Consider the following 24237-nt stretch of genomic DNA (forward strand, 5'->3'; position numbering starts at 1 on the left):
CTCACAACGCCCCCGTTCGACATGGCGACCCGACCGTTCAGAAGATGCCGTAGACGACGCCGAAGGTGAGCATCGCGGCGCCAACGTTGACCGACTCGTCGTGCCGGCCGAGCCGGCTCGTGGTCGTGATGGTCGGTCGCGCGCCGATGTACGACAGCGACGCGAGCACCCCGATGTGGTTGCCCATTTCGTACCACAACGAGACATCGGGCCGCCACGCGAAGCAGTTCGCTGCGTGGAAGCCGGCATCGGGCACGTCGAGCCGGTCACGGTAGGCCGCCCGTGCCCGATCCGTCTCTCTCAAGGTGTTGAACGCATAGCCCGCAACCAGCGAGCCGCCGATCGAGAGCTTTGCGTACTGCCTCGCGTAGGAAACGCCGAACATCAGCGGACGGATGCGAACCGTTCCAACTGGCGTCTGCTCTCCGCCAATGGTCGTCTGGATCTCGGACTTGAACCAGTCGAGGCCCATCGTCGCGCCAAAGCCTGAACCCCGCCGCAGCCGCGCGACCAGGCCGAAGCCAACCGGATTCTTGGCGTTGGCGCTGGTCGTGTCGTAGATCGACACGGCCACGCCGACCGCCAATGCGGAATCAGACTGGGCATGGGCTGCCGGAACCGCGGCCAGACAGACCGCGATCACGGCAAGTGCGAGTCTCATCACCCGATAGGGTACTTCACGCGCCCGGGATTCACACAATTCGAACCAGCCGGGCGCCGAGAGGAGGCCTGAGCCTCTGCGTTGTCGGTCACGCTCCAGCGCGGCTGATGTCGGCCGTGCACTGCGGGCAGCGGACGGCCTTGACCGCGATGGCCGACGTGCAGAACGGGCACTCCTTCGTGGCCGGGGCTGCCGGCGCCGGCGCCGTGGCACGCATCCGGTTGATCTGTTTGATCACGAGGAAGATCGCGAACGCGACGATCAGGAAGTCGATGACCGAATTGACGAAGAGGCCGTAGTTCAGCGTGACGGCACCCTTCGCCTTCGCCTCTGCCACGGTGGCAAAGCTCCCGCCGGATAGCGTGACGAACAGGTTCGAGAAGTCGATCTTGCCCAGCAGCATCCCGATTGGCGGCATCAGGACGTCGTTCACGAACGAGGTCACGATCTTCCCGAACGCAGCTCCGATCACGATGCCGACGGCCATGTCGAGGACGTTCCCCTTCATGGCGAATTCCTTGAATTCTTTCAGCATCTCCGTGCCCCTCTCGCAGCAGAAGTGACTGGCGCCTCCGCAGGCGCAGTTCGACCGGGAGACCGAGGGTAGTGTGGCAAGGGGAGGGCGCGGAGTAAAGAGGATTCCTGTGTTCTTCGCTACTTCGTGATCGTCACGTCGCCGGAGAACGTCTTGAGGTTGACCGTGTGCCGAGCATCGCCTCCACCGAGGTCGGCCCTCAGGTGGCCGCGCTTCTGGCTGTGCACCGTCAACGGGAGATCACTCGTGAGCCGCCCACGGAACGAATCGAAGCGGACGCTGGCGCTGGCGCTTTCCGGCATGTTCACGCCGATGTCGCCCGAGAACGTCTCGAGGTCGAGATCGGGACTCGATGCCTGCCCAGCCAGGTGCAGCCGCACAGCGCCCGAGAAGGTCTTCGCGGAGAACCGGGCAGGTGCGTTCTCGGCCTCGATCGTGCCCGAGAAGGTGTGGATGGACTGCGCGCCCGTGACGTCCTTCACATTGACCGGGCTGCTGAAGACGTTGATGTCGAGCGAGACGCTTCTGGGCACCTGGATGTCGAACGTCGTGTCCACGACGTTGTTCCGGTGGCCGCCCTCCCAGCCATCGTCTCGCTTGTTGGCGTCAATTGCCACCGAGGAGCCCGTGGCCTCGACGACGAGCTTGATGTGGTCGAGCCGGTCGCGCGGCGCCACGCGCACCGCGTCGATCGTGATCTCGCTCACGTCAGCCCCGACAATCCGGACGGCACCCGAGAAATTGTGCAGCGTGAGGGAGCCTCCGGCGCCGATCGGAACCACCTTGTGGAATCGCTCGGTTTCAGACGCTGACGCCAGAACGGGAATCAGGCAGGCGCAGACGGCAAGGGCGAAGATACAGCGAACGGCTTTCATCGGAAGGCCTCCTTCTGCTGACGGCATAGACGAGAAGCCGTCGCGGAAGGTTTGCCGGCCGTTACTTGGGTGGCAGGAGTTCCATCGTGCCCGTGTAGATGGCCATGCCAACCACGGCGTCCACTCCCATCGCGTCGAGCGTGTTCACCTCCTCCTGCGTGGTGATGCCGCCCGCCGCGCAGACGCGCCGCTTGGTGGCCGCGCGCACCGCCTTGACGACCTCCATGTCCATCCCCTGCATCAACCCCTCGTGATCGACGTCGGTATAGAGGAACTCGTCGCAGTACGGCTCGAGCACCTTGATCGCGTCGAGGGGCGACAGCGCGAGCGTCGTCCGCCAGCCGTGAATGACGAGGCGCCCGCCTTTCGTATCCACGGCCGCAACCACGTGTTCACGCCCGACCGCCTCGCACACCTTCGCGGCAAAGGCCAGGTCGGGATGGCCTTCCATGAAGAGCGCGGAACTGAGAATGATCTTCTTGGCGCCTGCCTCCATCACCTGGCGCGCCCGATCCACCGATCGGATGCCGCCGCCGACGCGGCACGCCAGCTTGGCTGACACCTTCCTGACGAGTTCGTCGTTGGTGCCCGTGCCCATCGCGGCGTCGAGGTCGATCAACTGGACCTGTGGGAAGTCCTTGAAGCGGCGCACCCAGCGAAAGACGTCGGTGCGTTCAATCGCGACGCGGTCCCCCTGGACGAGTTGCACAACCTTGCCGCCCTTGAGGTCGATGCTAGGGATGAGCATTGGGTCTAGATTCGCACCGGTATCCCGTTCTCCGCAAGAAATCGTTTGAGGTCGCCCACGCCAGACTCCTGATAATGGAAGATCGAGGCGGCCAGCGCGGCATCCGCACGGCCGCGCCCGAAGACCTCTGCAAAGTCTTCGAAGCGGCCGGCCCCGCCGGACGCGATGACGGGAATGGACACGGCCTCGGAGACGGCCGCGGTCAAGTCGCACTCGAAGCCGGCGCGCGTGCCGTCTCGATCGATCGACGTGAGCAGGATCTCGCCGGCCCCACGAGCTTCGGCCTCGCGCGCCCACTCGACCGCGTCGCGGCCCGTGGCCGTCCGGGCGCTCCTCGCGTAGACCGCGTAACCCTGCGGCTGCCGGGCTGCATCAATCGCGACGACCACCGCCTGGCTGCCGAACCGACTCGCGACATCGGTGATGATGGCGGGATCGCGAAGCGCCGCGGTGTTCAGGCTGACCTTGTCCGCGCCGGCTTCTATCACCGCCGCCGCGTCCTCCAGGCCGCGAATCCCACCGCCGACGGCCAGCGGAATGAACGTCTCGACGGCGACGGCGCGAATGGTGGCCTCGATGGCGCGCCTCGATTCGAGACTGGCCGTCACATCGAGGATGACCAGTTCGTCGATGCCCTCCCGGTTGTAGCGCCGCGCGAGGTCGGCCGGGTCACCGGCCTGCCGCAGTTGCTCGAAGCGGATCCCCTTGACGACCTGTCCGTCCCGAACGTCGAGGCACGCGATGATGCGTTTCGCCAGCACGATGACCTCTCAGAGAACCGCCGGCGCCGAGGCCGGCGCGACGAGCGAGACGAAATTGCGGAGAATCCGCAGGCCGGCTTCACCCGATTTCTCGGGATGGAACTGGGTCCCCCATACCGTCTCTCTCACCACGACCGCCGCAAACGCCTCCCCGTGCGTTGTCAGTGCGACACAGGCCTCCGTGACGGGTGCCGCATACGAGTGCGTGAAGTAGACGTGCGACCCGTCGGCGATGCCGGCGAGGGCCGCCGAGGGCCGCAGGATTCGCAACTGGTTCCATCCCACGTGGGGAACCTTCAGCCGTGCGCCGTCCGGCCGCGGCCCGGCAGGCGGCGAGAGGCGGTGGCACGTGCCGCGCAGGAGGCCGAGACCGGCGCAATCCGGCGCTTCCTCGCTCGCGTCGAACAGCCACTGCATGCCAAGGCAGATGCCGAGCAGCGGCCGACCGGCGTCGACGTGAGCCGCGAGAGCGTCGCGCCACCGGCCGTCGAGCGATGAGGTCGCCCCGAAATGGCCGACGCCCGGCACGACAATCGCCGCGGGCTCGCCCAGGTCGTCGGCCCGGCGAACGACGCGCAGCGCGCAGCCGATCGCGGTGAAGGCCTTGAGGACAGATGTCAGGTTGCCGGCCCCGTAATCGACGAGCGCGATCACAACAACTCCTTGGTACTCGGCAGCGTGCGCCGCAGTTGCCGATCGCGCGAGCACGCCGTCCGGAGCGCCCGCCCGAACGCCTTGAAGACGGCCTCCACGCGGTGGTGCGACGACCTGCCGTAGAGCACCTTCACGTGCACGTTGCCGCGCACGCCGCGGGCGAAGCCGTCGAAGAAGTCCGCGATGAGCTCGGATTGCAGGTCGCCAACCCGTACGGCGCGAAGGCCGAGATCGACGACGGCGAAGGACCGCCCCCCGAGGTCGAGCGCGGCCACGCCGAGCGTCTCGTCCATGGGCATGAGGAAGTAGCCCGCCCGATTGATACCGCGCCGGCTGCCGAGCGCCGAGGACACCGCTTCTCCCAGGGCAATGCCCACATCCTCGACGGTGTGATGCTGATCGACGTCGAGGTCTCCGTCGGCCTGGATCGTCAGGTCGAACGCCCCGTGGCGCGCGACCAGCTCGAGCATGTGGTCGAGAAAGCGGATCCCGGTGGACACCGCGGCGCGGCCTCGGCCCTCGATGCGGAAGTCCACCCGGATCGATGTCTCTTTGGTGTCTCGCGCGACTATTCCTCGGCGCACAGAACCTCCTCCATTGCCGCGAGGCAGATCCGCGTGTGCTCGACGACGCCCGCCGTGATCCGCACGCACCCGGTGCACCCGGGCTCGCCGGTGCGGTCCCGAATGAACACCCCTCGCGCCGCAAGCGCCTGGACGAGTGCGGCCGACCGATCACCCGCGTGCACCAACACGAAGTTCGCGTCGCTGCGCCAGCACGTGAGGCCGAACCTCGCGCAGTTCTCGTAGATCAACTCCCGCGACTCGGTCACCTGCGCGCAGTACCAATCGTGGTACTCGCGATCCGCGATCGCCGCGCGGACGCCTTCGATGGCGCACGCGTTCAAGCTGTAGGGCGGAATCGCGCGCTGCACGACCGACAGGGCGGCCGGCTGGGCGATGAGGCACCCGATCCTCAATGCGGCCAGCCCGTAGGCCTTTGCGAACGTCCGCCCGACGACGACGTTGTCGTGCGTGTCGAGCAGCGGCAGGAATGAACGGCTGCCGAAGTCGACGTAGGCCTCGTCGAGAAACACCAGCGCACCGCGCGGGAGGGTTCTGGCAATCGCCGACACGTGCTCGCGGGCGATCGACAGGCCGGTCGGGTTGTTGGGGCTGCACAGGTAGACGACACGGGTGGCCGGCCCGATGGCCGCCTGAACCTCCTCGATTGGGAACCGGAAGCCGGGACCGGGCGGGATCGCGGTCACCCGTCCCCCGACGGCCCTGACGCACGCACCGTACATGTCGAAGGTGGGTTCAGGAACGATGGCCTCGCCAACGGCATCGCCCGCTCGAATGCACGCGCTGGCGGTCGCCCAGATGCCCTCGTCCAGGCCGTTGACGAGCGCGAGTCGTGACAGGGCGACACCGAACAGGTCGGCACAGGCGGCGAGCGCGGGCGCATAGTCCGGATAGAACGAGATCTGGGTGGCCCCGATCGCACGGATTGCCTCGAGCACCTTGGGCGAGCAGCCGGCGGTGTTCTCGTTCAGATGTAGACGCAGCCCTTCCCCGGGCTCTGCGACGCGCTGGTAGTCCATGTGTGCTCCCTCGGATCCGGCTACCGCTGTGACACCATTCTTGCTTCGATCGATCGCGCGTGAGCCTCCAGCCCCTCGGCTCGCGCCAAGGTCGTCACGGTGGGGGCGATCTCGTTCAGTCGCCCGACGCTCATCTGCTGCACGGCAATCACCCTGACGAAGTCGGCGGTGCTCAGGCCGCCACGGAACCTGGCGGCACCGGCGGTCGGAAGCACATGATTCGACCCCGTCGCGTAGTCTCCTGCTGCCGGCACCGTGGTCCCGCCCACGAAGATTGTTCCCGCCCGCGTGATGCCGCGCGAAGCATCGATGTCGGCACACAGCACGTGCTCGGGGGACAGCCGGTTCACGAGAGCCACTGCCTCGGCCCGATCCTTGGCGACGACGATCGCGCCGTGAACGTAGAGCGCCGTTGCGGCGGGCCCCGACGCCGGGAGCCGCAGGGCAACCTCCCGCGCGACCTCGACGGCATACCCGCGGCGGGTGGTCACCAGGATGGCGCGGGCGTCGGGATCGTGCTCGGCCTGCGCGATGAGATCGGCGGCCACCCACGCGGCTGGAATCGTATCCGACAAGACGACGACCTCGGACGGCCCGGCGTGGAAGTCGATGGCGCACTCACCGGACACGAGGTCCTTGGCGGCAGCCACGTACCGGTTGCCCGGGCCCACGATCTTGTCCACGGCTGGAATCGTCTTCGTGCCGTAGGCGAACGCCGCGATTGCCTGGGCGCCGCCGACGCGGAACAGGCGCGTGACGCCTGCAGCCAGGGCGGCTGCCATCACCACCGGATCCGGGCGTGGGCTCGCCGCGAACACCTCGCGCACGCCGGCGACCCGCGCGGGGATGGCCGTCATCAGCAGCGACGAGGGGAGCGGGTACCGCCCTGCCGGCACGTAGCAGCCGACGCGGTCCAGCGGAACCACCCGCTCGGTGACGGTCAATCCATCCGCCACGCGAATGGTCGTCGTCCGTGGACGCTGAGCCCTCGCGACAATCCGGATGTTCCTGGCGGCGGCGGTGAGGGCTCGCCTGACGGCCGGCTTCACCGTGCGGGCTGCCTCGATCATCTCGCCCGGCGAGACCTCGAGCGGGCCGGTCAATCCATCGAGGCGGCGTGCGTAGCGCCGAAGCGCCGCATCCCCGCCGCGCCGGACCGCAGAGACAATGGCCGCAACGCGCCGGCGCACCGCCGGATCGCCTGATGGCCGTCGATCGAACAGGCCGGCCAGCGAGCGCGTGTCGGACGAATCGATGATTGGCAGCATGCGCGTCTCCTACAGCACGATCTTGTTCAGCGGATACTCCACGATCCCCTGCGCGTTGGCGGCCTTGAGGCGCGGAATCAGGTCGCGCGCGGTCCGCTCGTCGATGATCGTGTTGATCGCCACCCAATCCGGGTCGCTCAGTGGCGACACCGTCGGCCTCTGGAGCGCCGGCAGGAGGCCGAGGATTGCCTCGACGTCCGTCGTCCTGGCGTTCAGCATGAGGCCGACGCGACCGTGCGCCTCGATCGCGGCCCGCAGCATCAACGCGACGCTCTCGATCTTCGCGCGCTTCCATGGGTCGTCGAGCGCCGCCGGGTTCGCGATCAGCTGCGTGTTCGACTCCATCACCGTGTCGATGATCCGCAGCCGGTTGGCGCGCAGCGTCGAACCGGTCTCCGTGGCTTCGACGATCGCGTCGGCGAGCACGGGAGGCTTGACCTCGGTGGCGCCCCACGAGAACTCGACGTCCACCTTCACGCCCTTCCGGGAGAAGTAGCGCTCGGTGACGCGCACCAGCTCGGTGGCAATCGTCGCCCCTTCGAGATCGGCGGCGGTTTGGGCCGGCGACGCATCGGGCACCGCCAGCACCCATCGCACCTTGCCGAAGCTCTGTTTGGCGTAGATCAAGTCCGCGATCGGACATACGCGGCGGGCGGGATTCACCTCCAGTTGCTCGGCAATCCAGTCCTGGCCGGTCAGACCCGCGTCGAGGACGCCGTCCGCGACGTAGCGGGCCATTTCCTGCGCGCGGATGAGCAGGCACTCGAGCTCGGGGTCGTCGACGCCAGGGGCGTAGGAACGCGAGCTGACGTAGAGGTTGAAGCCGGCCCGTGCGAACAACTGGACCGTGGCATCCTGCAGCGAACCCTTCGGAATTCCGAGCTTGAGCGTCATCGCGCACCTCGCACGAGGGCCGCCTCGTCTGCCGGAAGTTCGCTGAAGAAGCAGCTCCGTTCGCCGGTGTGGCACACGTTCCCCTCGCCCTCGCGGGTGACCTTGAGGAGCACCGTGTCTCGATCGCAATCGACGAGAATCTGCCGGACGCCGAGGCGATTGCCCGACGTTTCCCCCTTCATCCACAACCTGTTGCGCGTCCGGCTGAAGAACGTGGCGTAGCCCGTGTCGCGGGTGAGCGCGAGCGCCTCGTCGTTCATGAACCCGACCATCAAGACCTCGCCACTCTGCGCGTCCTGCACCACGGCCGGAATGAGCCCTGCCAGCTTGCTGAAATCCACGTCTTCCTCCGGGCAAAAAAAACGGCCTCGCCGAAACCGGCGAGGCCGCATGTCGTTGTTGCTGCTCTTCCTGAGAGCTATTTCATGCGCACACGTCCGCCGGACCGCTGCTCGAGCGGTGATGGTGATGGCGGTGGGCGCGATGGACGAGTCGCATCTCTTCATCCAGAATACCGGGCAGTGGCTCGGGTGTCAAACTGGGCGTGCAGCCGCGCGTCCCTGCCCGCGCGCTATTCGCTATACTCTGCTTCATGACGTCACTGCGAACTCGCTCGGCCTTTCTGGTTGTCGTCTGCGCACTGACCCTGCTCGTCGTTCGCGCGGATCCCGTGCGCGCGCAGGGCGGGCCTCCGGCCAGAACCGCAGCCGAGCTGCTCTTGCCTCCCAACGTCCTGCGGGCACTCGACGCGGAACTCTCCGGCACGCTGATGCGCGACCACGTCGCCACGTTGGCCGGCATTCACCGGGTGCCTGCCACTCCGGGTTACCACGAAGCCGCCGAGTGGGTGATGGCGCGGGCGCGGGCTTATGGCCTGAGCGACGTCCATGTCGAGCAGTTCCCCGGCGACGGCAAGACATGGTTCGGCACGATGCGGGGAAACCGCGGGTGGCGGGTGGAAGGCGGCGAGTTGACGGAGACCTCGCCGCACGCCCGGCGCATCGGATCGTTCGATGATCTGAAGATGCTGGTCGCGGACAATAGCGAGAGCGCCGACCTCACCGCCGAGTTGGTGGACGTGGGCGCCGGCACGTCCCCCCGCGACTACGAGGGTCGTGAGGTGAAAGGCCGCCTCGTGCTCTGCGATGGGTCGCCAGGCGTCGCTCACCGGCTTGCCGTCGAGGAGCGCGGCGCCGCCGGTCTCATCAGCTACAACTCGAACCAGAAGACCGGCTGGTGGCGCGATGACATCGACCTGATTCGGTGGGGCCACCTCGATTCGCGCGGACGCGCCAATGCGTTTGCGCTCATGGTCTCGGTGCGCGAAGCGCGCGACCTGCAGCGCCGGCTCGCCTCAGGCGAGAAGATCGTGCTCCATGCCGTGGTCCGCGCGGGAAACGACGACACCATCCCATACGAGACGGTGGTCGCAACGATTCCGGGAACCGATCCCTCCCGCGGCGAGATCGTGTACAGCTGCCACTTCGATCACCAGAAGCCCGCGGCAAACGACGACGCCAGCGGCTGTGCCGCCATCCTCGAGATTGGACGGGTTGTCAGGAAGCTGGTGGACACCCGGACGATTCCACCGCCGCTCCGGACGATTCGCTTCGTCTTTCCGTCCGAGATGACGGGAACCATCGCGTACCTGGCAAAGTACCCGGACATCGCTTCGCGGATCACCGCGGCGATCCACCTCGACATGGTCGGCGGCAACCCGTTCGTGACCAAGTCGGTCCTGCACATCACGCGCTCTCCCTGGTCGATCTCGAGCGTGACCGACGATGTCGTCGAGACATTCGGACGCTACGTCATCGACGGGGCGTACCAGGGCACGGCCGATGGCGACTTCGCCGACGCGGTCCGCGAACCGAACGGCCCGAAGGACGCGCTGTGGGCGGACGTCACCGAGTACGAGAGCGGCAGCGACCACTGGATCTACCAGGACGGAAGCTTCGGGGTTCCAACCATCTACCTGCGCGATTGGCCCGATATCTACATCCATACCAACAAGGACATCGTCGACAACGTCGATCCGACGAAGATCAAGCGATCTGCCTTCATCGCGGCGACGAGCGGCTACTACCTGTCGCGACTCACGGCCCCATCGAGCGCCGGCGACGCCGCCCTTCCGTATCTGATGCTTGGCGGCGCCATGCGCCGCATGGCCGACGATGTGGCGCGAGCCTCGGTGTATGCATTCGGCAAGCCGGCCGACCCGCTCGACGCGGTCGCACTCGCGGTCGAGTCCGGCCGGCGGGAGGAGCGGCGCCTCGATTCGCTCTCGCGATTCGGCTACGCCCCGGCCGGGTCGCCCGGAGCGCAGGTTGTCGACGAGGTTCGCGGAAGTCTGAGGCGGATGCTTCCCCCCATGCGGCCGGCCGGCACCGGGGGCGACACGCGCGTGCCCGAACGAACCGTATCCCTGAAGGGTCCGTTGACACCGTCGGTCGACTGGGTGCGTGAAAAGGCCGGCGCGGCGGCGGTCACGCTCGCGATCGCGCGCCTCCCTCGGGGCGACGACGTGGCGTACGAGGTGGCCAACTTCATCAACGGGAAGCGGACGGTCAGTGAGATTCGGAGCGCGGTCAGCGCGGAGTTCGGGCCTGTCGATCTGAAGGTGGTGGCGGAGTACATCGAACTGCTCGCCAGGATCGGGGCGGTCACGCTGAAATAGGCGGGCACGGCTTGCATCGCCGAAGCCGATCGGCGAAGGCGTGAGGCCCGCCCCTACGAAACCAGGTAGTGGCGGGCGGCGACGGGGCCGAGCCGCATCATGCCGTCCATGAACGCCCGCAGGTCGAACTGCTGGCCCTTCGTGGCGCGGGCCTGGTCGTAGACGGCGCGTATCTCGCGGTACCCGAGGTAATACGTCGTCAACTGCACGGGACTGGTGATGCTGCGCATCCACATGTTGGATGCCAGTTGGTCGCCCTGTAGCGCATCCTCTTTCACGAACCGCAGCACCTCGTCGCGTGACATCCCGCCGGTGTGGACGCTGATGTCCACGATCGTCCGGGCGATGTTCTCGAGCTGCTTCTTCAGGTGCGCCAGTCGCGCGAGTGGCGAACCCCACCCCTCGTCGAGCAGCAGGCGTTCGCAGAACGTTCCCCATCCCTCAACGTAAACATCGTCGGCAAACAGCGCGCGAACCTGGTGTGGATGCCGCGCCGCGTACTTCAGCTGTGTGTAGTGGCCGGGAATGAGCTCGTGCGCGGCAATCATCGTGTTGAAGTCGCGGTTGAAGTCGCGGAAGAACGACGCCGCCTGGGCGGGTGTGGCAGAGTCGGCCGGGACGGGCAGGAAGTAGAGCGTCTTCGCCTCGGGGGCGTAGGGGCCCGCCGCGTACACGCCACCGACGCTCTGACTGAGGAAGTACGACGGTGACGTCGAAACGAAGAGCGTGACCGGATCGGGCAGCGTCATGATGCGATGCTCCCTGACGAACGCCTCGAGCCGCTTGATCGTATCCAGCCAGTTCTCGACGTACTCTTTCGTGTTGCGATCCCCGTCGGCCGCGACGCGCTCGAACAATCGCTTCAAGACCTCGCGATCGTCGGTCGGAGGCTGCTCGCTCGCGATGATCGACTTCCAGACCTGGCGGCCGTAGGCCGCAGCTTCCACCTGTTTGGCCGCGAAATCGGCGCGAGCGCGTGCCAGCACCGCGGGCAGCGGTTCCTCGATGCCGGTGGTCCATCGAAACGCTGCCGCATAGTCGGCGCTGAGACGAGGAGACCCAGTGGCTGACGCCGCACGTGTGTCGAGAAACTGCGCCAGGTCGCGAAGTTCCGCGGCCGCCGCTGCGCCCGCCGTGCGAAGTGACGCCTCGGTTGCCGGCAGGCCCTTCGCTACGCTCGCGAGACCGGTCGCAAAGAAGTCGGCAGACGAGCGCGCCTGCTCCGCGGAAATGCGACACAGCTCGGGCGCGATGGTCTTTGGACCGGACGTCGCAAGGGCCTCACGTGCCTGCCTGGCCAGCCGCGGCATCAACCTCGTGCGCTTCACCACACGCTCGAGTCGGTCGGCGAGCGGCAGATCGTCGCGCACCAGCAGGAATGTACTCGCGTTCTCGACGATGGACGTCCAGTAGAGCGGGTCGCGCTCGGGCCGGTGCAACACGTCGAGCGCCAGGATCTCGCGCTGGAGTTGTCCGGTCAGCGCCTCTCCGTCGAGCCGGTCGTCCAGCGACACTCCGGGCGCCTGCATCGCCGGCGTCAACTGCTCGAGCGTATCCCGGTTGAAGCGGAGCCACGCCGACCGCCGCACCGGCGACAGATCTTCGAGTTGCGTGTCGAAGTCGTGCCGACCGGCCTGCGTCGCCAGACTCGGATAGGTCGAGAAGTACCGCTCGATGTATCCATGGACGATGGTCTGCACGTCGGGCGAGCCAGACCATGCGGATCCCGGCGCAATGCCCGACAGCAGGCAGACGAGAAGCAGGGTGCGCATATTGCCAGGATTCTACGTCAGTTCGACGGGTAAAATGGTCCCGGCGTCATGAGCGCGCCCTTCAGGAGTGCTGTATGCCGATATTGCTGCTCTGTTTCCTGCTGCTGGTGCCAGTCGCCTCATTTGCTCGGGCCGCCCCAGGCCAGCCGGCCAGGCCAACGGCCCCGACGCAGGCTCCCGCCGCCGCGGCGCCGGTCGCGACAACGGCGCCATCCCCCGACTCGCTGCCTGTCAAGCGCGTCGTGCTTTACAAGAACGGCATCGGCTACTTCGAGCACGTGGGCCCGGTCCGGGGCAATCAGTCGGTCACCATCGAATTCACAAGCGACCAACTGAACGACGTCCTCACGTCGCTGACGACGCTCGATCTCGGCGGCGGTCGGATTACGGCCATCAACTACAACTCGGAAGCGCCGCTCAACCAGCGTCTCGGGTCGATGAACCTGCCAATCGGCGAAGCGACAACCGTTGCGCAGTTCCTCGGGGCCCTGCGGGGCGCGCGGGTAGAGGCGAGATCGTCTGGGGGCGTGTTCAGTGGTCGGCTGCTCGCGGTCGAGAAGCGCACCAGGACACGGGCCGAGAACCAGACGCAGGAGGTGGACGAACTATCGATCGTCAGCGACGCCGGCGAGGTGCGGGTGGTCGAGCTCTCCCCGGCGGTGTCCGTTCGTCTCGTCGATCGCGATCTGAACCAGCAGGTCTCGCGCTATCTGGGGGTGCTCGCGTCCGCCCAGCAACAGGCCGTGCGCCGCATGACCATCTCGACTGCCGGGTCGGGTGAGCGTTCGCTCTTCGTGAGCTACGTCAGCGAGGTGCCCGTCTGGAAGACGACCTATCGACTGATCGTGCCGTCGAAGGCTGGTGCCAAGCCGCTTCTCCAGGGATGGGCCATCGTGGACAACACGATCGGCGAGGACTGGACGAAGGTGGAGATGTCGCTCGTCGCCGGACAGCCGCAGTCGTTCATCCAGCAGATTTCGCAACCGTTCTACGTCCGGCGGCCCGTCGTCCCGCTGCCGTCTTCCGTGCAGTTGACGCCGCAGACACACGAGGCATCGAATCGTCCGGCGGAGGCCGAGGCGGACAAGAGCATGCGGGTGATGGCGGAGGCCCCCTTCGTGGGTGTTCCGGGCGGCGTGGTCGGTGGCGTGGTCGGTGGGCTTCCCAGTGCGCCGCCGCCGCCGGCCCCGGCTGCGAGGTTCCGCTCGGCCGTGTCGGAGGGCATGGGGCGGATCGAGCCGGTCGCCGCCGGCCGCGAGATGGGCGACTTCTTCGAGTATCAGATCAAGGAGCCGATCACCGTCCGGAAGAATCAGTCGGCGCTCGTCCCGATCGTGAACGGCGAGGTCAGCCTCGAGAAGGTAACGGTCTGGAATCCAACCAGCCAGAACGGCGTGCCGCTGCGCGCGGCGTGGCTCACCAATTCCACGGGACTCACGCTCGACGCCGGGAGCTTCACGGTCATCGAGTCCGAGGCGTTTGCCGGTGAGGGCCTGATGTCGGCGATGACGCCCGGCGACAGGCGCCTCCTGTCGTATGCCGCCGACACTGCCGTCCGCGTGAACGCGAGAAGTGACGGCGGGCCGCGCCAGGTGCAGGCCATTCGCGTAAATCACGGCGTCCTCATCCAGACATCGCAAGAGCAGGAGCGACGCGTCTACACCATCAACAACGACGACAAGACCTCGCGCACTCTGGTGATCGAGCATCCTGCTCGCCCGGGATGGAAGTTCGCCGCCGGCGCGCCACAACCGGCGGAGACATCAGCCGGCTACAACCGGTTCCGTGTGACGGTCGAACCGAAGAAGGGGGCGACACTCACGGTGGACGAGATCCACCCGCTCGAGCAGCGCTACGGCCTCATGTCGATCGACGACAGCGAATTGCTGCTGCTCATCCGCAGCCAGGGCGAGAACCAGGCGCTCGAGGCCGCGCTGCGGCCGGTCATCGCCAAAAAGCAGGCGCTCGCGTCGATCGACCGTGACCTCGCAGCCAGGAAGGCCGAGACGGACCGGATCACGCAGGATCAGGCGCGCCTGCGCGAGAACATGAAAGCGCTGAAGGGAAGTTCGGAGGAAAAGGCGTTGCTCAGCCGTTACACACGGCAACTGGACGAGCAGGAGACTCGACTCGAAACGCTGCAGCGCGAGACCGCGACGCTCCAGCAGCAGCGCGCGAAGGAAGAGGCCGAACTCTCGAGGCTCGTCGACGAGCTCAAGGTCGGCTGACGCGGCGACAGGATGGCAATAGCGAACGGAGAATGACCGGGCGGGGCGGCTGGCCCGCGCCCTGCCATTCTCCGTTTGCCGTATCGCGTTTTACATCCCGCCCATCCGGCCTCTTCTGGCAGACGCAGCCGGCGGTTCGGCGTCAACGGCGACCAGTCGGCCGTCCACGAAGACGTGCCTGACCTTCGTCTTCTCGTCGAACAGATCGCCGTCGGTCACGAGCAGGTTGGCGATCTTCCCCTTCTCCAGCGATCCGAGACGGTCCGCCGCGCCGGCGATCGTCGCGGCGCCAATTGTCAGTGCCTTGACGGCTGCGTCGGCCGACAGCCCCGCCTTGACTGCCTTCGCCACGTTTCGGACGAAGTCCTTTGGATCGTTCAGACCCGCAGATTCGAACGCGAACAGGATGCCCGCCTTTTCCAGCGCAGCCGGCACCTTCGGCGCGTTCGCCCGCTCACGCAGCGTCTGGATCGACTCGTCCGCATCCGGCGCCAGAGTCCTCGGCCGGACGGGATAGTTCACGCTGTAGAGCACGCGCGCCTTCTGCGCCTTGAGATCCTGCACGGCCTGGTCGGCCCCAATCGCGCCAGCGATGATCGGATCGAGCTTGAACTCCTTCGCCAGCGCCAGCGCCCGCCGGATCTCGAGTGCCGTTCCCACCTGGAAGGCTACTGGCATCTTGCCGGACAGTGCCGGCTGCAGCGCATCGAGCGACGCGTCGAACGCCGGCCGCGCGCCCTTCTTGAGCCGTTCCGACCGCGCGGTCTCGAGCTGATAGTGCCCGCCGTCCAGGAATGCCTGGCGCACGAAGGCGATGGCGCCCATCAGTGATGCGGGATACGTCCCGCCTCCCTCCCGCATCGGAAACGATACGTGCAGCGCGACCGGAGTGCGCACGACGTACAGTCCGCGGCGTTCGTCGGCGACATTGCCGATCTGCGGCGCATCTTCTGGTGCCACGATGTTGATGAGTGAGCTTCGTCCCTTGATCATCTCGCCGGCCGGCGTTGCCAGCACCGTCGTGATGCCGGCCCCGGCGAGCCGCCTGAGGTCGGGCGCATCGGTCCTCAGACACGTTGCCGCCTCGAGTTGCGGCCGAAGCAGCGTCTGACGCCGGATCCGCTCGATCTCCAGCAGTGTCTTCGCGTCTCGCGGCGGGTCATTGGCCGGAATCGACAATCCGGCTGCCGTGCCCATGTCGATGAGGCCCGGGTAGACGGTCAGGCCCTTGCCGTCGATGATCAGCGCGTCGGCTGGAGCCGCGACGGCGACGCCGACGGCTTCGATCAACCCGTTGCGAACGATGATGGTGCCCGCGTCAATCGGCGCGCCCACCGCGGTGACGAGGCGTGCGCCGGTGATCGCGTAGACGTGCGGCGCCTCGGCGCGCGCGACGAGGACGAGCGCGGCGCACAGGACGGAGGCCAGCAGCATACGGGTGCGTGTCGTGTTCATGATTGCCTCCTACTGCCGCCCCAGGTAGCGCTCGAAGAGCGACCGGTGCTTGTTCGCCAGCTCGACGTCCTGGCCATTGATGATCACGTGCGTCACCTCGGTGCGGACTTCCAGGGGATCGCCCTTCGCGATGAGCAGGTTGGCAACCTTGCCCGGCTCGATGGTGCCGATACGGTCGGAGACCCCGAGTATCTCCGCGGCGTCGACCGTCAGCGCGCGGATGGCCTCCTCGCGCGAAAGCCCCCACGCCACCGACATGGCCGCAAGATACGGCACCTGCCGGACGTTGGCGTTGTCGCCCGTGGCAAACGCAAACTTCACGCCCGCTTTCTTCAGCTCGGCTGCCGCCTGGTAGCTGGCAGCGTGGAACTGATCCTCCCGTGTCGGCAACGAGAGCACCGAACCGAGGATCACCGGGACGTTCTTCTCCTTGAGCAGCGGCGCCACGAGTGCGGCCTCGGGCCCGGCACAGATCACGATCTTCACATTCGCTCGCCCGGCAAACTCGATCGCATCCTTGATGTCCTGCGCCCGTGTCGCAATGGTGAACAGCGGGAGCCGCTCCTGGACGACTGGAACCAGGGCTTCGAGCGTCCAGTCCACCTGTCGGTCCGGCCCCGCCGCTCGTGCGTAGGCCCGAGCCTGATCGAATAGGCGAATCAGCGAGTCGAGCTTCGCGTCGCGCTCGCGCTTGAGGTCGTCGTAGGTCCGCTCGGGTCCGCCTGTTGGCGCGCCTCTGCCGAAGGTGCCGCGGCCGGAGGCGCCAATGCCGGGGAACTGGAAGCTGAGGCCGGCGATTGGCGTGAGCGTGCTCTCCTCCCAGGTCCAGCCGTCGAGGTTCATCACCGGCACCTGGCCGCCGAGCGTCCCTCCATTCGGGAACACGGCCACCGTCGTCACGCCGTTGGCGCGCGCGACGGGAATGGAGTCGCTGTCGTTGTGGTACGCCACGACCGTGCGGAGTTGCGGGTTGTAGTCGAGCATCTCGGTCGTGTCCTCGTAGCCCCGCGGGCCTGGCTCCGACAGGCCGATCGTCGTGCGCGCGTTGATCCACCCCGGGTAGACGTCGGCGCCGCCCGCGTCGATCACCTTGGCGCCGGCTGGCACGTTCACGCTCGCGCCGACAGCCTCGATCCGGCCGTCGCGAATCACGATCGTTCCCCGGTCGATGCTCGGCTTCGACACAGGGTGGACCTTCGCGTTCGTGATGACCAACACGCCTTTGGTCGTCGCACCGATCGTCATCTTCGGCGCGAGTCTGGCCAGATCGGCAGCTGCCGCGGTCCCGGGTCTCTGGTCGCCTGCGCCTCCAGACGATTTCGCGTCGGCTGCGGCAACCGGCCCACCTGCCGCCAGCCCCCCCGCCGCCACCTCTCCTGAGCGACGTGTGGCGCTCTCGCGCTCCGCCTTCTCCGCGGCGACGAGGACCGCTTTCTCCTTCTCGACCTTCGCGACGCGCTCGAGGTCCGCCTGCCGATCGTAGTACAGCGCACCGTCGATGTACGTCCGTTCGACAACGGCGTACGAACTCAGCGGATGTCTCGTCCAGATGACGAGGTCCGCGTCCTTGCCGGCTTCGATCGACCCGACACGCTTCTCGAGGTGAAGCTGTCTGGCCGGGTTGATCGTCACCAGTTCCATCGCCTGCTGTTCGGTGATGCCGCCCCAGTGCATCATCTTGGCGGCCTCCGTGTTGAGGCGGCGCGCATGCTCGGCGCTATCCGAGTCGATCGACACGACGACGCCGGCCTTCAGCATCAACGCGGCGTTGTAGGGGATGGCGTCAATCGCCTCCACCTTGAATCCCCACCAGTCGGAGAAGGTCCCGACGCCGGCGCCGTGCGCGGCCAGCTCCTTCGCCACCTTGTAGCCTTCGAGGCCATGCTCGAAGGTCGTGACCTTGAAGCCGAACTCCTCGGCCAGGCGCAGCATCATCAGCATCTCGTCGGCGCGATAGGCGTGAACGTGCGCCAGGCGCCTGCCCTCGAGCACCTCGACCAGCGGGTCGAGCTGCAGGTCGCGGCGCGGCGCGAGGACGTCCTCTCCGGCCTTCTTTCGCTTCTCGTAGTCCTGCCAGGCGCGCTGGTAGGCCCTGGCGCGCGTGAAGGCTTCGCGAATCACGTACTCGACACCGGGCCGGCTGGCCGGATACCGGGAGGGCCCGGCCTGGCCCGACAGTCGGATCTGCTTCGGGTTCTCGCCGAGCGCGAACTTGAGGCCGGGCAGCCCCGCGTCGAAGACAAGGTCCTCCGCGCGCGTCTTGCCCCAGCGCAGCTTGATGATCGTGTTCGTGCCGCCGATGGGGTTGGCGCTCCCGTGGAAGACGCTGGCCACGGTGACCCCGCCCGCGACGTCGCGATAGATGTCCACGTCGCCCGGATCGAGCACGTCGAGCACGTTGGTCATCGAGCTGACCGTCGTACCGCCCTCGTTGGTCGAGTCCTCGGCGATGTGCGAGTGCTCGTCGATGATGCCCGGCGCGACGAACTTGCCGGCGGCATCGACGACCTCGGCACCCGGCGGGATCGCAAGATTCGTCCCTACCGCCGCGATCTTCCCGTCGCGGACGATCACCATGCCGTCCGGAATCGTTCCCTTGGTCACGGTCAGGATCGTCCCCCCTTTGATCACGATCGTCGGGGGGGACGTGCGGGTCTGGACCTGCGCCTGCAGGTGGACGACCGCACCGAGGGCGCACCCCACCACAAGGGGCGCGGCGAGCATTCGAGCCATGGTTCGACACTTCACAATTGCCTCCGACAGCATCATTGACCGGTCCGGATCTACTGAGGGCCGTGTCCTGCTACTGGAACTGGCGAGGTGTGTACTTCGGATCTTCGTCGAGGACGTGGTTCTTGAGTGCCGCCCAGGCCCACGCGTTCACCTGGTCCGACATGATGTAGTAGTTGTGGTCGTGGTGCTTGATGATCTCCAACTGCACCGGCATGCCGGCCTTTTTCAGCGCGTCGGCCGTTGCAGTGACGTCGGCCTGCGGGAAGAACCGGTCCGCGTCGCCGACGGTGAGGGCCAGAGGGATCCTTCGTTCCGCGGCCTCGACGGCCCTGAACTCCTGCGGCGACCGCCAGGCGCCCGCGTGCAGGGCGCCGGCGGCGAAGAACTCCGACTCCAGCATGGCCATGTAGAGGACAAACACCGCACCGGCCGAGTGGCCGAACAGGTAGACGCGGCGCGGATTGACGACGGGCAGCGATTTCCGGAGAGCATCGACCAGCGCGCAGAGCGGCGCCGGACCGTCATTGGGGACATGCCAGCCTTGCGAGTTCTGCGCATCGGGCGCGACGAGCACGATCCCTTCCTTGTCAGCGAGCTTCTTCCAGGGCTCGGCGAGGGTCGAACCGTTCCGGCCCGAACCATGGAGCAGAACGACCATCGGCGCCGAGCCGGCGAGGGTGGCGCTCTTTGGGACGAAGAGGTAGTAGCTGACGGTCTGCTCCCCGAAGGTGAAGACCTCTTTCGTGATCTTGCCCGGCGTCACCGCCGCCGACGGAGTCACACCCACAAACAGGGATATCAGCAGCAACCCACCCACCCAACACGCTCTTCTCGTGCCCATGTGTCGCCCTCTCTTTCTCCAGACGCGGATTGCGCGTCGCCCCGCGTTTTGGGTCGCTTCTGACACGGATCGATTTGAGCCCGCCCGATGTGCGGAAGGTCGACGGCGGAGTTCGGGGTCGAGGGATTCTCCAGGGGGCGGTCGGCGCAAAGTATACTTTCGTCCTGATGGACCGCAAAGCTGTCTTGATCAGCTCGTGTCTTGCCGGCATCCTGGCCGTCGCGCTCGCGGCAGCTCCTGAGCCGGCCGCGTCGTCCTTGTTGATCACCGGTGCCCGCGTGCTCGATGTCCGGACGGGGGCCTACGTGCCCGCCGCGGGCGTGCTGGTTGAAGGACGCCGTATCACCGCCATCCTGTCGGCGCTGCCTGCCGCACTCCCGAATGGTGCGCAGCGGCTCGATCTGGCGGGAGCGACGCTGGTCCCCGGTCTCGGCGACATGTACGCGACCGCGGCGCCCGACGCCTCGGTGGACGCCGACTTCTACTACGCCATGGCGTTGGCGCACGGTGTGACGATGTACCGCACGGTCGGTGCGCCGCTGCCATGGGCTGCGTCGCAGCGCGCACGATCCACCAGCGGCGACATCGTCGCCCCCCGGTTGTGGGTCGGCGGCGCGATGCTCGACCAGCAAGGCCCGCCTGGATTCTCGACGCGCCGCGTGCCAGACGTCGTGACGGCGCGCCGCGAAGTCCTCGAGCAGTCGTCGCTCGGCGCCGATTGGGTGACCGTCTCCTCCAGGACCGATGCCGAGATGTACCGCGTTATCGTGCGGTCCGCCCACTCGGCGAGGATGCGAGTGAGCGGGCAGGCCGGCACGGTATCAACGGCCCAGTTGTTCACCATCGGCGTCGATGCGGTCGACGGGCTCGCCTTCCTGACGAAGACGCGCGACGAGATCGAGCGAACGCCGGCTTCAGGTGCGACGACTCCCCAGGTGGATCCGCAGGCGATGGAGGACGAGGCGTGGCAGCTCCCGGCCCCGGTTTTTTCCAGCCGCGCGGCGCGCCCGGCCGGCCGGTGTGCATTCCTGGTGCCCATGCTTGGATCGTTCAACGGCATCCTGGCCGGCGGATTGCTGAAGGGCGACGTGGGCGTGACGTTGCTTCCTGAGCGCTGGCGCAATGAATTGGTGGCGAGAGCGCACCCTGCGGCCTGGCCTGGGGCCGACCGGGCCGGTCGTGCCGCCGAGAACCGGACCCGGGCGGTGCGGGACCTCGTCGCCGCCGGCGTCCGCCTGGTCACCGGTGTCGATGTGCACGCGGCCGGCTACAACGTGCCTGGCGCCGGCGTCCATCGCGAACTCGCCCTGCTCGTAGCAGCCGGCCTGACTCCGGCCGACGCGATCCGCGCCGCGACGATGAACTGCGCGGAGATGGTCGGAGCGGAGTCGACCCTGGGACAGATCAGGCCCGGCTTCGCTGCGGACTTCATCGCGGTCGATGGAGACCCGCTGCGAGACATCGGACAGCTGCAACGCATCCGACTGATAGTGAAGGGTGGGGAGGTGCTGGACAGGGGCATGCTGTTGGGGCAGGCAAGGAGGGCGGGGAGGGCTCCGCTCTCATCCACCCCCACCACCACGGCGTCCCACCGCCAGTAGTCGCCGCCCGGCCACACCATCCGCCGGATCAGTTGCACCAGGAGGCCCCCTTGGCCGTTCGGGATCGCCCGGTACGGAGACCACAGCCCGCCGTTCGGAACCGTCACCACCTGCGTCTCCACCGCCCCCGTGCTCCGCACGAACGTTAACTGGAGTTGCTCCGGATCCACGACGCTCGGCACCACCACCGAGCCGTCAAGGAGCACCGTCGGGTAGCCGGGCGTCCCAGATAGCGTCGCGCCCGGCCCACCGCCCAGACCGATGTCCAGGCCGACGAGCGTGTGGGTGTCCGGGTCCACATAATAGAGCGGGCCGTTGGGATCGATCGCGAAGGGACCGACTCGCTCAGGCCCAGTGCCCCCTCCGCCGTTCGGGCCGAAGACCAGCAGGCGCGTCGTGAACGCCTCCCAGTCGTGGACGAGCGCGACCACGCCGCCCGACGGGTCGCCCGACACCTGCATCACCGCGCCCCCCGCCGCCGTCCACGCCTCGCGGCCGTCCTGCTCGAACGCGCGGATCACATCGTGGCTGCGGGACTCGCCCGTGCTCTCGTAGGTGTAGATCCGGTGCGTGCCGTCCGCCAGCGTCGCGCCCTGCACAATGCGCTGCGGCGGAGTTCGGCGGTTCAAGAGCGCGCGATCTGATCGCAGCACCGGGGCGTTCTGAGGTTTGGAGTCTGTGAGCCGAGCAGACCCTTCGGGTCGCGCCGGTGCGGCGCCACCCGTGTTTGGGCGTGGCGTTGACCACCGTGACTTCCGCCAGCGGCGCGGCCCTCGGTGAGCGACCACGCCCCGCGTTCTACCGACGCCGTTGCCTCAGCCAGCCCACCAACAGGATCGGCGTCGCAAGGATGAAGCTCCCGAGAGTCAGAAGCGCTCCACCCACCAACAGGATCATCATCCGGGAGATGGACATCTGGCCGAGTACAGTATGGGTGACCAAGAGGGCTTCGGGGAACAGCGCCCACCGGAGGCGGTGAAACACCTCATTCACGGTATCGGAGCTGAATCGGTGGGTCACGCATGCGAGCAACGCGAGGCGTGCGACAGCTAACGTCGCACCGGTCACCACGTAGCGACGCCGCTGCCTCAGCCACCCCACCAGCAGGATCGGCGTCGCCATGATGAAGCTCCCGAGCGTCAGAAGCGAAGACCAGAACAAGACTCGCAGCGTCCAGTTCTCGATTCTAGTCACGCCGAGGAGGTCGTACTCGGCGAGGAGTATCTCAGGGCGCAACAACCAGTAGAGGTTATAGACTGTCTCAGTCATTTGCTGGGAGATAGACCGATACTCTGCCCAGGCGTTCAGTGAGACGCGGACGACGGCCAACGCCGCTCCCGTGCTCAGGTAGGCCACCAACACACCCCTCCCGAGCCTCCGGCCGCGTCCCGGTTTCTGCTCTGCTCCCAGCTGTCTATCCACGGGTTCCTCCTGCCTCACAGACGACAATCACTGCTGCTGGCGGTTCCAATCCGGCGACGTCGCGGCCCGGCGCCGCCCCGAGCGTTCGATTCCGCCGCCCACCGCCTCTCCCTATCGTCACCATCGCGTCATCCTCCGGACCCGTCGTCAGGCGGGCGCGCCGTGTGACACTCAGGCGGCGGACAAATCGTCGTCTCCATCCGTACTCCCGAGACATCACTTGTTCGACACCAGGAACCGCATCTTGTTCTTGGCAAAGTCCGACCAATGGAGCGGGCCGAAGAAGTGCGCGCGCCAAGCCGCGCTTTGGCTGTCGTAGCAATCCGTGCACTTCTCGTTGACTATGTCGGCCGTGAAGAAGTACGGGGGTTGATGTCCAAGTTCATGTGCGGCGGTGTTGCCCATGCCTCTGCCGAAGGCCCTGAGCACGTCCCCGCGGGAGAGGTTCTTCGTCTGCAGGCACGCGTCCGCGAGGGTAGGACATCCAATGACGGACATCAACGTGCTCCACACATTGGGGAAGTAGACATCACTCTCGAACTTGAGGCGCGGAGTGTACCCAGGCGGTGCGATCTCGCTATGGGGGACGTCCGGGCTCACCGTCTCCGTCACATGTATGTGCCGTGGCGCACTCGGATTTCCGGTGGTGAAGGTCACGTCATAGCCTTGATAGGCGTCTCGCATTGCCTGGAGGGTTACGCTCCTCACGAGCGCCTGCTCGCTCGACGACAGCACGTCCCCCGGACAGGCGCCGACTCTCCACTCGTTACTGCTGCCGCAGTATCCAGTCTGGAAGTCGACCTGTACGATGTAGGGAACTGCCGCAGCAAATGCGTATGCCGGATTGCCTCCCGCAGACCAGGGCGCGAAGGGCGAGGCGGGTTCCTCGGACGTCACGGTAATGTTCACCAAGTCCCCGTTGGTCCCGGCTCCCGCGCCGCCGCCGAGATACGTGCCGTCGGTCGCGGGCACCAGATACGAGAGCCGCATCTGCCCGAGCGGACCGGGCGCAAGCACCTGCCCGTCGTTCAACGTCACAAGGACGTCGCTGCCGCGGGCGGCGACCGAGGTGATGCTGAGGACCGGCTGGCCGCAGTCGCCGTTGTAGAACCACTGCTGGCCGATGTTGTCCCAGATCCACCCGCACGAACCCGACGGACCGTAGAAGCTCGCCAGCCCGCCAGGATTGCCGTTCGCCTGCAGCGGCATGAGCATCCCCACATGCCGTTTCGCCCCGCCGCCCCACGATGGCTCGGTGGAGTACTCCACTTGCGACGTCGCCACGATGGTCCCGTTCTCGCCCACGACGATCTCACCCCAGTCGGCCCCGAGCGCCGTGCTCCCGGTGAGGGCTCCGCTCTCATCCACCCCCACCACCACGGCGTCCCACCGCCAGTAGTCGCCGCCCGGCCACACCAGCCGCCGGATCAGTTGCACCAGGAGGCCCCCTTGGCCGTTCGGGATCGCCCGGTACGGAGACCACAGCCCGCCGTTCGGAACCGTCACCAC

General features: G+C 67.0%; 21 protein-coding genes. 4 read left to right on the plus strand and 17 right to left on the minus strand.

From position 1 onward, the window contains the following. Window positions 1-37 precede the first annotated feature (37 nt). The 11 genes from VGK32_13910 to hisI all read right to left on the minus strand — a co-directional run bounded on the left by VGK32_13910 (window position 38) and on the right by hisI (window position 8340). Window positions 38-661 (minus strand): hypothetical protein, encoded by a 624-nt coding sequence (locus VGK32_13910; GenBank protein ID HEY3382866.1) that lies wholly within the window; start codon window positions 659-661, stop codon window positions 38-40. 88 nt (window positions 662-749) lie between these two features. Beyond that, window positions 750-1196, minus strand: coding sequence for a large-conductance mechanosensitive channel protein MscL (gene mscL, locus VGK32_13915; GenBank protein HEY3382867.1), 447 nt, complete (start codon window positions 1194-1196; stop codon window positions 750-752). 119 nt (window positions 1197-1315) lie between these two features. Further along, window positions 1316-2071 (minus strand): DUF4097 family beta strand repeat-containing protein, encoded by a 756-nt coding sequence (locus VGK32_13920; protein HEY3382868.1) that lies wholly within the window; start codon window positions 2069-2071, stop codon window positions 1316-1318. A gap of 61 nt (window positions 2072-2132) precedes the next feature. After that, a complete protein-coding gene (locus tag VGK32_13925; protein ID HEY3382869.1) occupies window positions 2133-2819 on the minus strand; it encodes a HisA/HisF-related TIM barrel protein in 687 nt (228 codons plus the stop codon). Window positions 2820-2824: 5 nt separating this feature from the next. Further along, window positions 2825-3580, minus strand: a complete 756-nt coding sequence (gene hisF, locus VGK32_13930; GenBank protein HEY3382870.1) for an imidazole glycerol phosphate synthase subunit HisF — start codon at window positions 3578-3580, stop codon at window positions 2825-2827. A gap of 9 nt (window positions 3581-3589) precedes the next feature. After that, complete coding sequence (hisH, locus tag VGK32_13935; protein HEY3382871.1) at window positions 3590-4234, minus strand: imidazole glycerol phosphate synthase subunit HisH; 645 nt, start codon at window positions 4232-4234, stop codon at window positions 3590-3592. Then, window positions 4231-4818 carry an imidazoleglycerol-phosphate dehydratase HisB gene (hisB, locus tag VGK32_13940; protein ID HEY3382872.1) on the minus strand — a complete coding sequence of 196 codons (588 nt, stop codon included), beginning with the start codon at window positions 4816-4818 and terminating at the stop codon, window positions 4231-4233. The genes hisH and hisB overlap by 4 nt, the downstream gene beginning before the upstream one ends. Further along, window positions 4803-5837: a histidinol-phosphate transaminase gene (locus tag VGK32_13945; GenBank protein HEY3382873.1), complete on the minus strand. Its 1035-nt coding sequence runs from the start codon at window positions 5835-5837 to the stop codon at window positions 4803-4805. The genes hisB and VGK32_13945 overlap by 16 nt, the downstream gene beginning before the upstream one ends. A 20-nt stretch (window positions 5838-5857) precedes the next feature. Further along, the gene (gene hisD, locus VGK32_13950) at window positions 5858-7105 is read right to left on the minus strand and encodes a histidinol dehydrogenase (protein HEY3382874.1); all 1248 of its coding nucleotides are present in this window, start codon (window positions 7103-7105) and stop codon (window positions 5858-5860) included. Between the two features lie 9 nt (window positions 7106-7114). After that, on the minus strand, window positions 7115-7999 hold the full coding sequence (gene hisG / locus VGK32_13955; protein HEY3382875.1) for an ATP phosphoribosyltransferase: 885 nt from the start codon (window positions 7997-7999) through the stop codon (window positions 7115-7117). After that, the gene (gene hisI, locus VGK32_13960; protein ID HEY3382876.1) at window positions 7996-8340 is read right to left on the minus strand and encodes a phosphoribosyl-AMP cyclohydrolase; all 345 of its coding nucleotides are present in this window, start codon (window positions 8338-8340) and stop codon (window positions 7996-7998) included. Before hisI ends, hisG begins: the two co-directional genes overlap by 4 nt. A 251-nt stretch (window positions 8341-8591) precedes the next feature. Here hisI and VGK32_13965 point away from each other — a divergent pair, with 251 nt between their 5' ends. Then, window positions 8592-10676, plus strand: coding sequence for a M28 family peptidase (locus tag VGK32_13965; protein HEY3382877.1), 2085 nt, complete (start codon window positions 8592-8594; stop codon window positions 10674-10676). Between the two features lie 53 nt (window positions 10677-10729). On the opposite strand, the gene VGK32_13970 is transcribed toward VGK32_13965, so the two are convergent. Further along, a complete protein-coding gene (locus tag VGK32_13970) occupies window positions 10730-12448 on the minus strand; it encodes a DUF885 domain-containing protein (GenBank protein HEY3382878.1) in 1719 nt (572 codons plus the stop codon). Window positions 12449-12522: 74 nt separating this feature from the next. Here VGK32_13970 and VGK32_13975 point away from each other — a divergent pair, with 74 nt between their 5' ends. Beyond that, window positions 12523-14676, plus strand: coding sequence for a hypothetical protein (locus tag VGK32_13975; GenBank protein HEY3382879.1), 2154 nt, complete (start codon window positions 12523-12525; stop codon window positions 14674-14676). 90 nt (window positions 14677-14766) lie between these two features. Here the strand turns inward: VGK32_13975 and VGK32_13980 are convergent, their stop codons facing one another. The 3 genes from VGK32_13980 to VGK32_13990 all read right to left on the minus strand — a co-directional run bounded on the left by VGK32_13980 (window position 14767) and on the right by VGK32_13990 (window position 19705). Continuing rightward, entirely contained in the window at window positions 14767-16131 is a 1365-nt protein-coding gene (locus VGK32_13980) for an amidohydrolase family protein (protein HEY3382880.1), read from the minus strand. Window positions 16132-16140: 9 nt separating this feature from the next. Beyond that, window positions 16141-18864 (minus strand): amidohydrolase family protein, encoded by a 2724-nt coding sequence (locus tag VGK32_13985; GenBank protein ID HEY3382881.1) that lies wholly within the window; start codon window positions 18862-18864, stop codon window positions 16141-16143. 70 nt (window positions 18865-18934) lie between these two features. After that, window positions 18935-19705, minus strand: coding sequence for an alpha/beta fold hydrolase (locus VGK32_13990; GenBank protein ID HEY3382882.1), 771 nt, complete (start codon window positions 19703-19705; stop codon window positions 18935-18937). 167 nt (window positions 19706-19872) lie between these two features. Between VGK32_13990 and VGK32_13995 the strand changes: the two genes are divergently transcribed. Together VGK32_13995 and VGK32_14000 are read left to right on the plus strand one after the other, a co-directional pair. Beyond that, on the plus strand, window positions 19873-21306 hold the full coding sequence (locus VGK32_13995; protein ID HEY3382883.1) for an amidohydrolase family protein: 1434 nt from the start codon (window positions 19873-19875) through the stop codon (window positions 21304-21306). A gap of 396 nt (window positions 21307-21702) precedes the next feature. Further along, on the plus strand, window positions 21703-21861 hold the full coding sequence (locus tag VGK32_14000; GenBank protein ID HEY3382884.1) for a hypothetical protein: 159 nt from the start codon (window positions 21703-21705) through the stop codon (window positions 21859-21861). A 243-nt stretch (window positions 21862-22104) separates the two neighbouring features. Here VGK32_14000 and VGK32_14005 read toward each other — a convergent pair whose 3' ends face one another. Then, the gene (locus VGK32_14005; GenBank protein ID HEY3382885.1) at window positions 22105-22728 is read right to left on the minus strand and encodes a hypothetical protein; all 624 of its coding nucleotides are present in this window, start codon (window positions 22726-22728) and stop codon (window positions 22105-22107) included. Between the two features lie 216 nt (window positions 22729-22944). Next, window positions 22945-24237: hypothetical protein (locus VGK32_14010; GenBank protein ID HEY3382886.1), on the minus strand; the 1293-nt coding region annotated here is incomplete at its 5' end.

The organism is Vicinamibacterales bacterium (assembly GCA_036504215.1).
Taxonomy (GTDB): Bacteria; Acidobacteriota; Vicinamibacteria; order Vicinamibacterales; family Fen-181; genus FEN-299.

What these genes read in the sequence shown, in the direction of transcription:
- VGK32_13910 (HEY3382866.1), bottom strand. Translation starts at nt 661, where the DNA reads ATGAGACTCGCACTTGCCGTGATCGCGGTCTGTCTGGCCGCGGTTCCG.
- mscL (HEY3382867.1), bottom strand. Translation starts at nt 1,196, where the DNA reads ATGCTGAAAGAATTCAAGGAATTCGCCATGAAGGGGAACGTCCTCGAC.
- VGK32_13920 (HEY3382868.1), bottom strand. Translation starts at nt 2,071, where the DNA reads ATGAAAGCCGTTCGCTGTATCTTCGCCCTTGCCGTCTGCGCCTGCCTG.
- VGK32_13925 (HEY3382869.1), bottom strand. Translation starts at nt 2,819, where the DNA reads ATGCTCATCCCTAGCATCGACCTCAAGGGCGGCAAGGTTGTGCAACTC.
- VGK32_13945 (HEY3382873.1), bottom strand. Translation starts at nt 5,837, where the DNA reads ATGGACTACCAGCGCGTCGCAGAGCCCGGGGAAGGGCTGCGTCTACAT.
- hisD (HEY3382874.1), bottom strand. Translation starts at nt 7,105, where the DNA reads ATGCTGCCAATCATCGATTCGTCCGACACGCGCTCGCTGGCCGGCCTG.
- hisG (HEY3382875.1), bottom strand. Translation starts at nt 7,999, where the DNA reads ATGACGCTCAAGCTCGGAATTCCGAAGGGTTCGCTGCAGGATGCCACG.
- VGK32_13965 (HEY3382877.1), top strand. Translation starts at nt 8,592, where the DNA reads ATGACGTCACTGCGAACTCGCTCGGCCTTTCTGGTTGTCGTCTGCGCA.
- VGK32_13970 (HEY3382878.1), bottom strand. Translation starts at nt 12,448, where the DNA reads ATGCGCACCCTGCTTCTCGTCTGCCTGCTGTCGGGCATTGCGCCGGGA.
- VGK32_13975 (HEY3382879.1), top strand. Translation starts at nt 12,523, where the DNA reads ATGCCGATATTGCTGCTCTGTTTCCTGCTGCTGGTGCCAGTCGCCTCA.
- VGK32_13980 (HEY3382880.1), bottom strand. Translation starts at nt 16,131, where the DNA reads ATGAACACGACACGCACCCGTATGCTGCTGGCCTCCGTCCTGTGCGCC.
- VGK32_13985 (HEY3382881.1), bottom strand. Translation starts at nt 18,864, where the DNA reads ATGGCTCGAATGCTCGCCGCGCCCCTTGTGGTGGGGTGCGCCCTCGGT.
- VGK32_13990 (HEY3382882.1), bottom strand. Translation starts at nt 19,705, where the DNA reads ATGGGCACGAGAAGAGCGTGTTGGGTGGGTGGGTTGCTGCTGATATCC.
- VGK32_13995 (HEY3382883.1), top strand. Translation starts at nt 19,873, where the DNA reads ATGGACCGCAAAGCTGTCTTGATCAGCTCGTGTCTTGCCGGCATCCTG.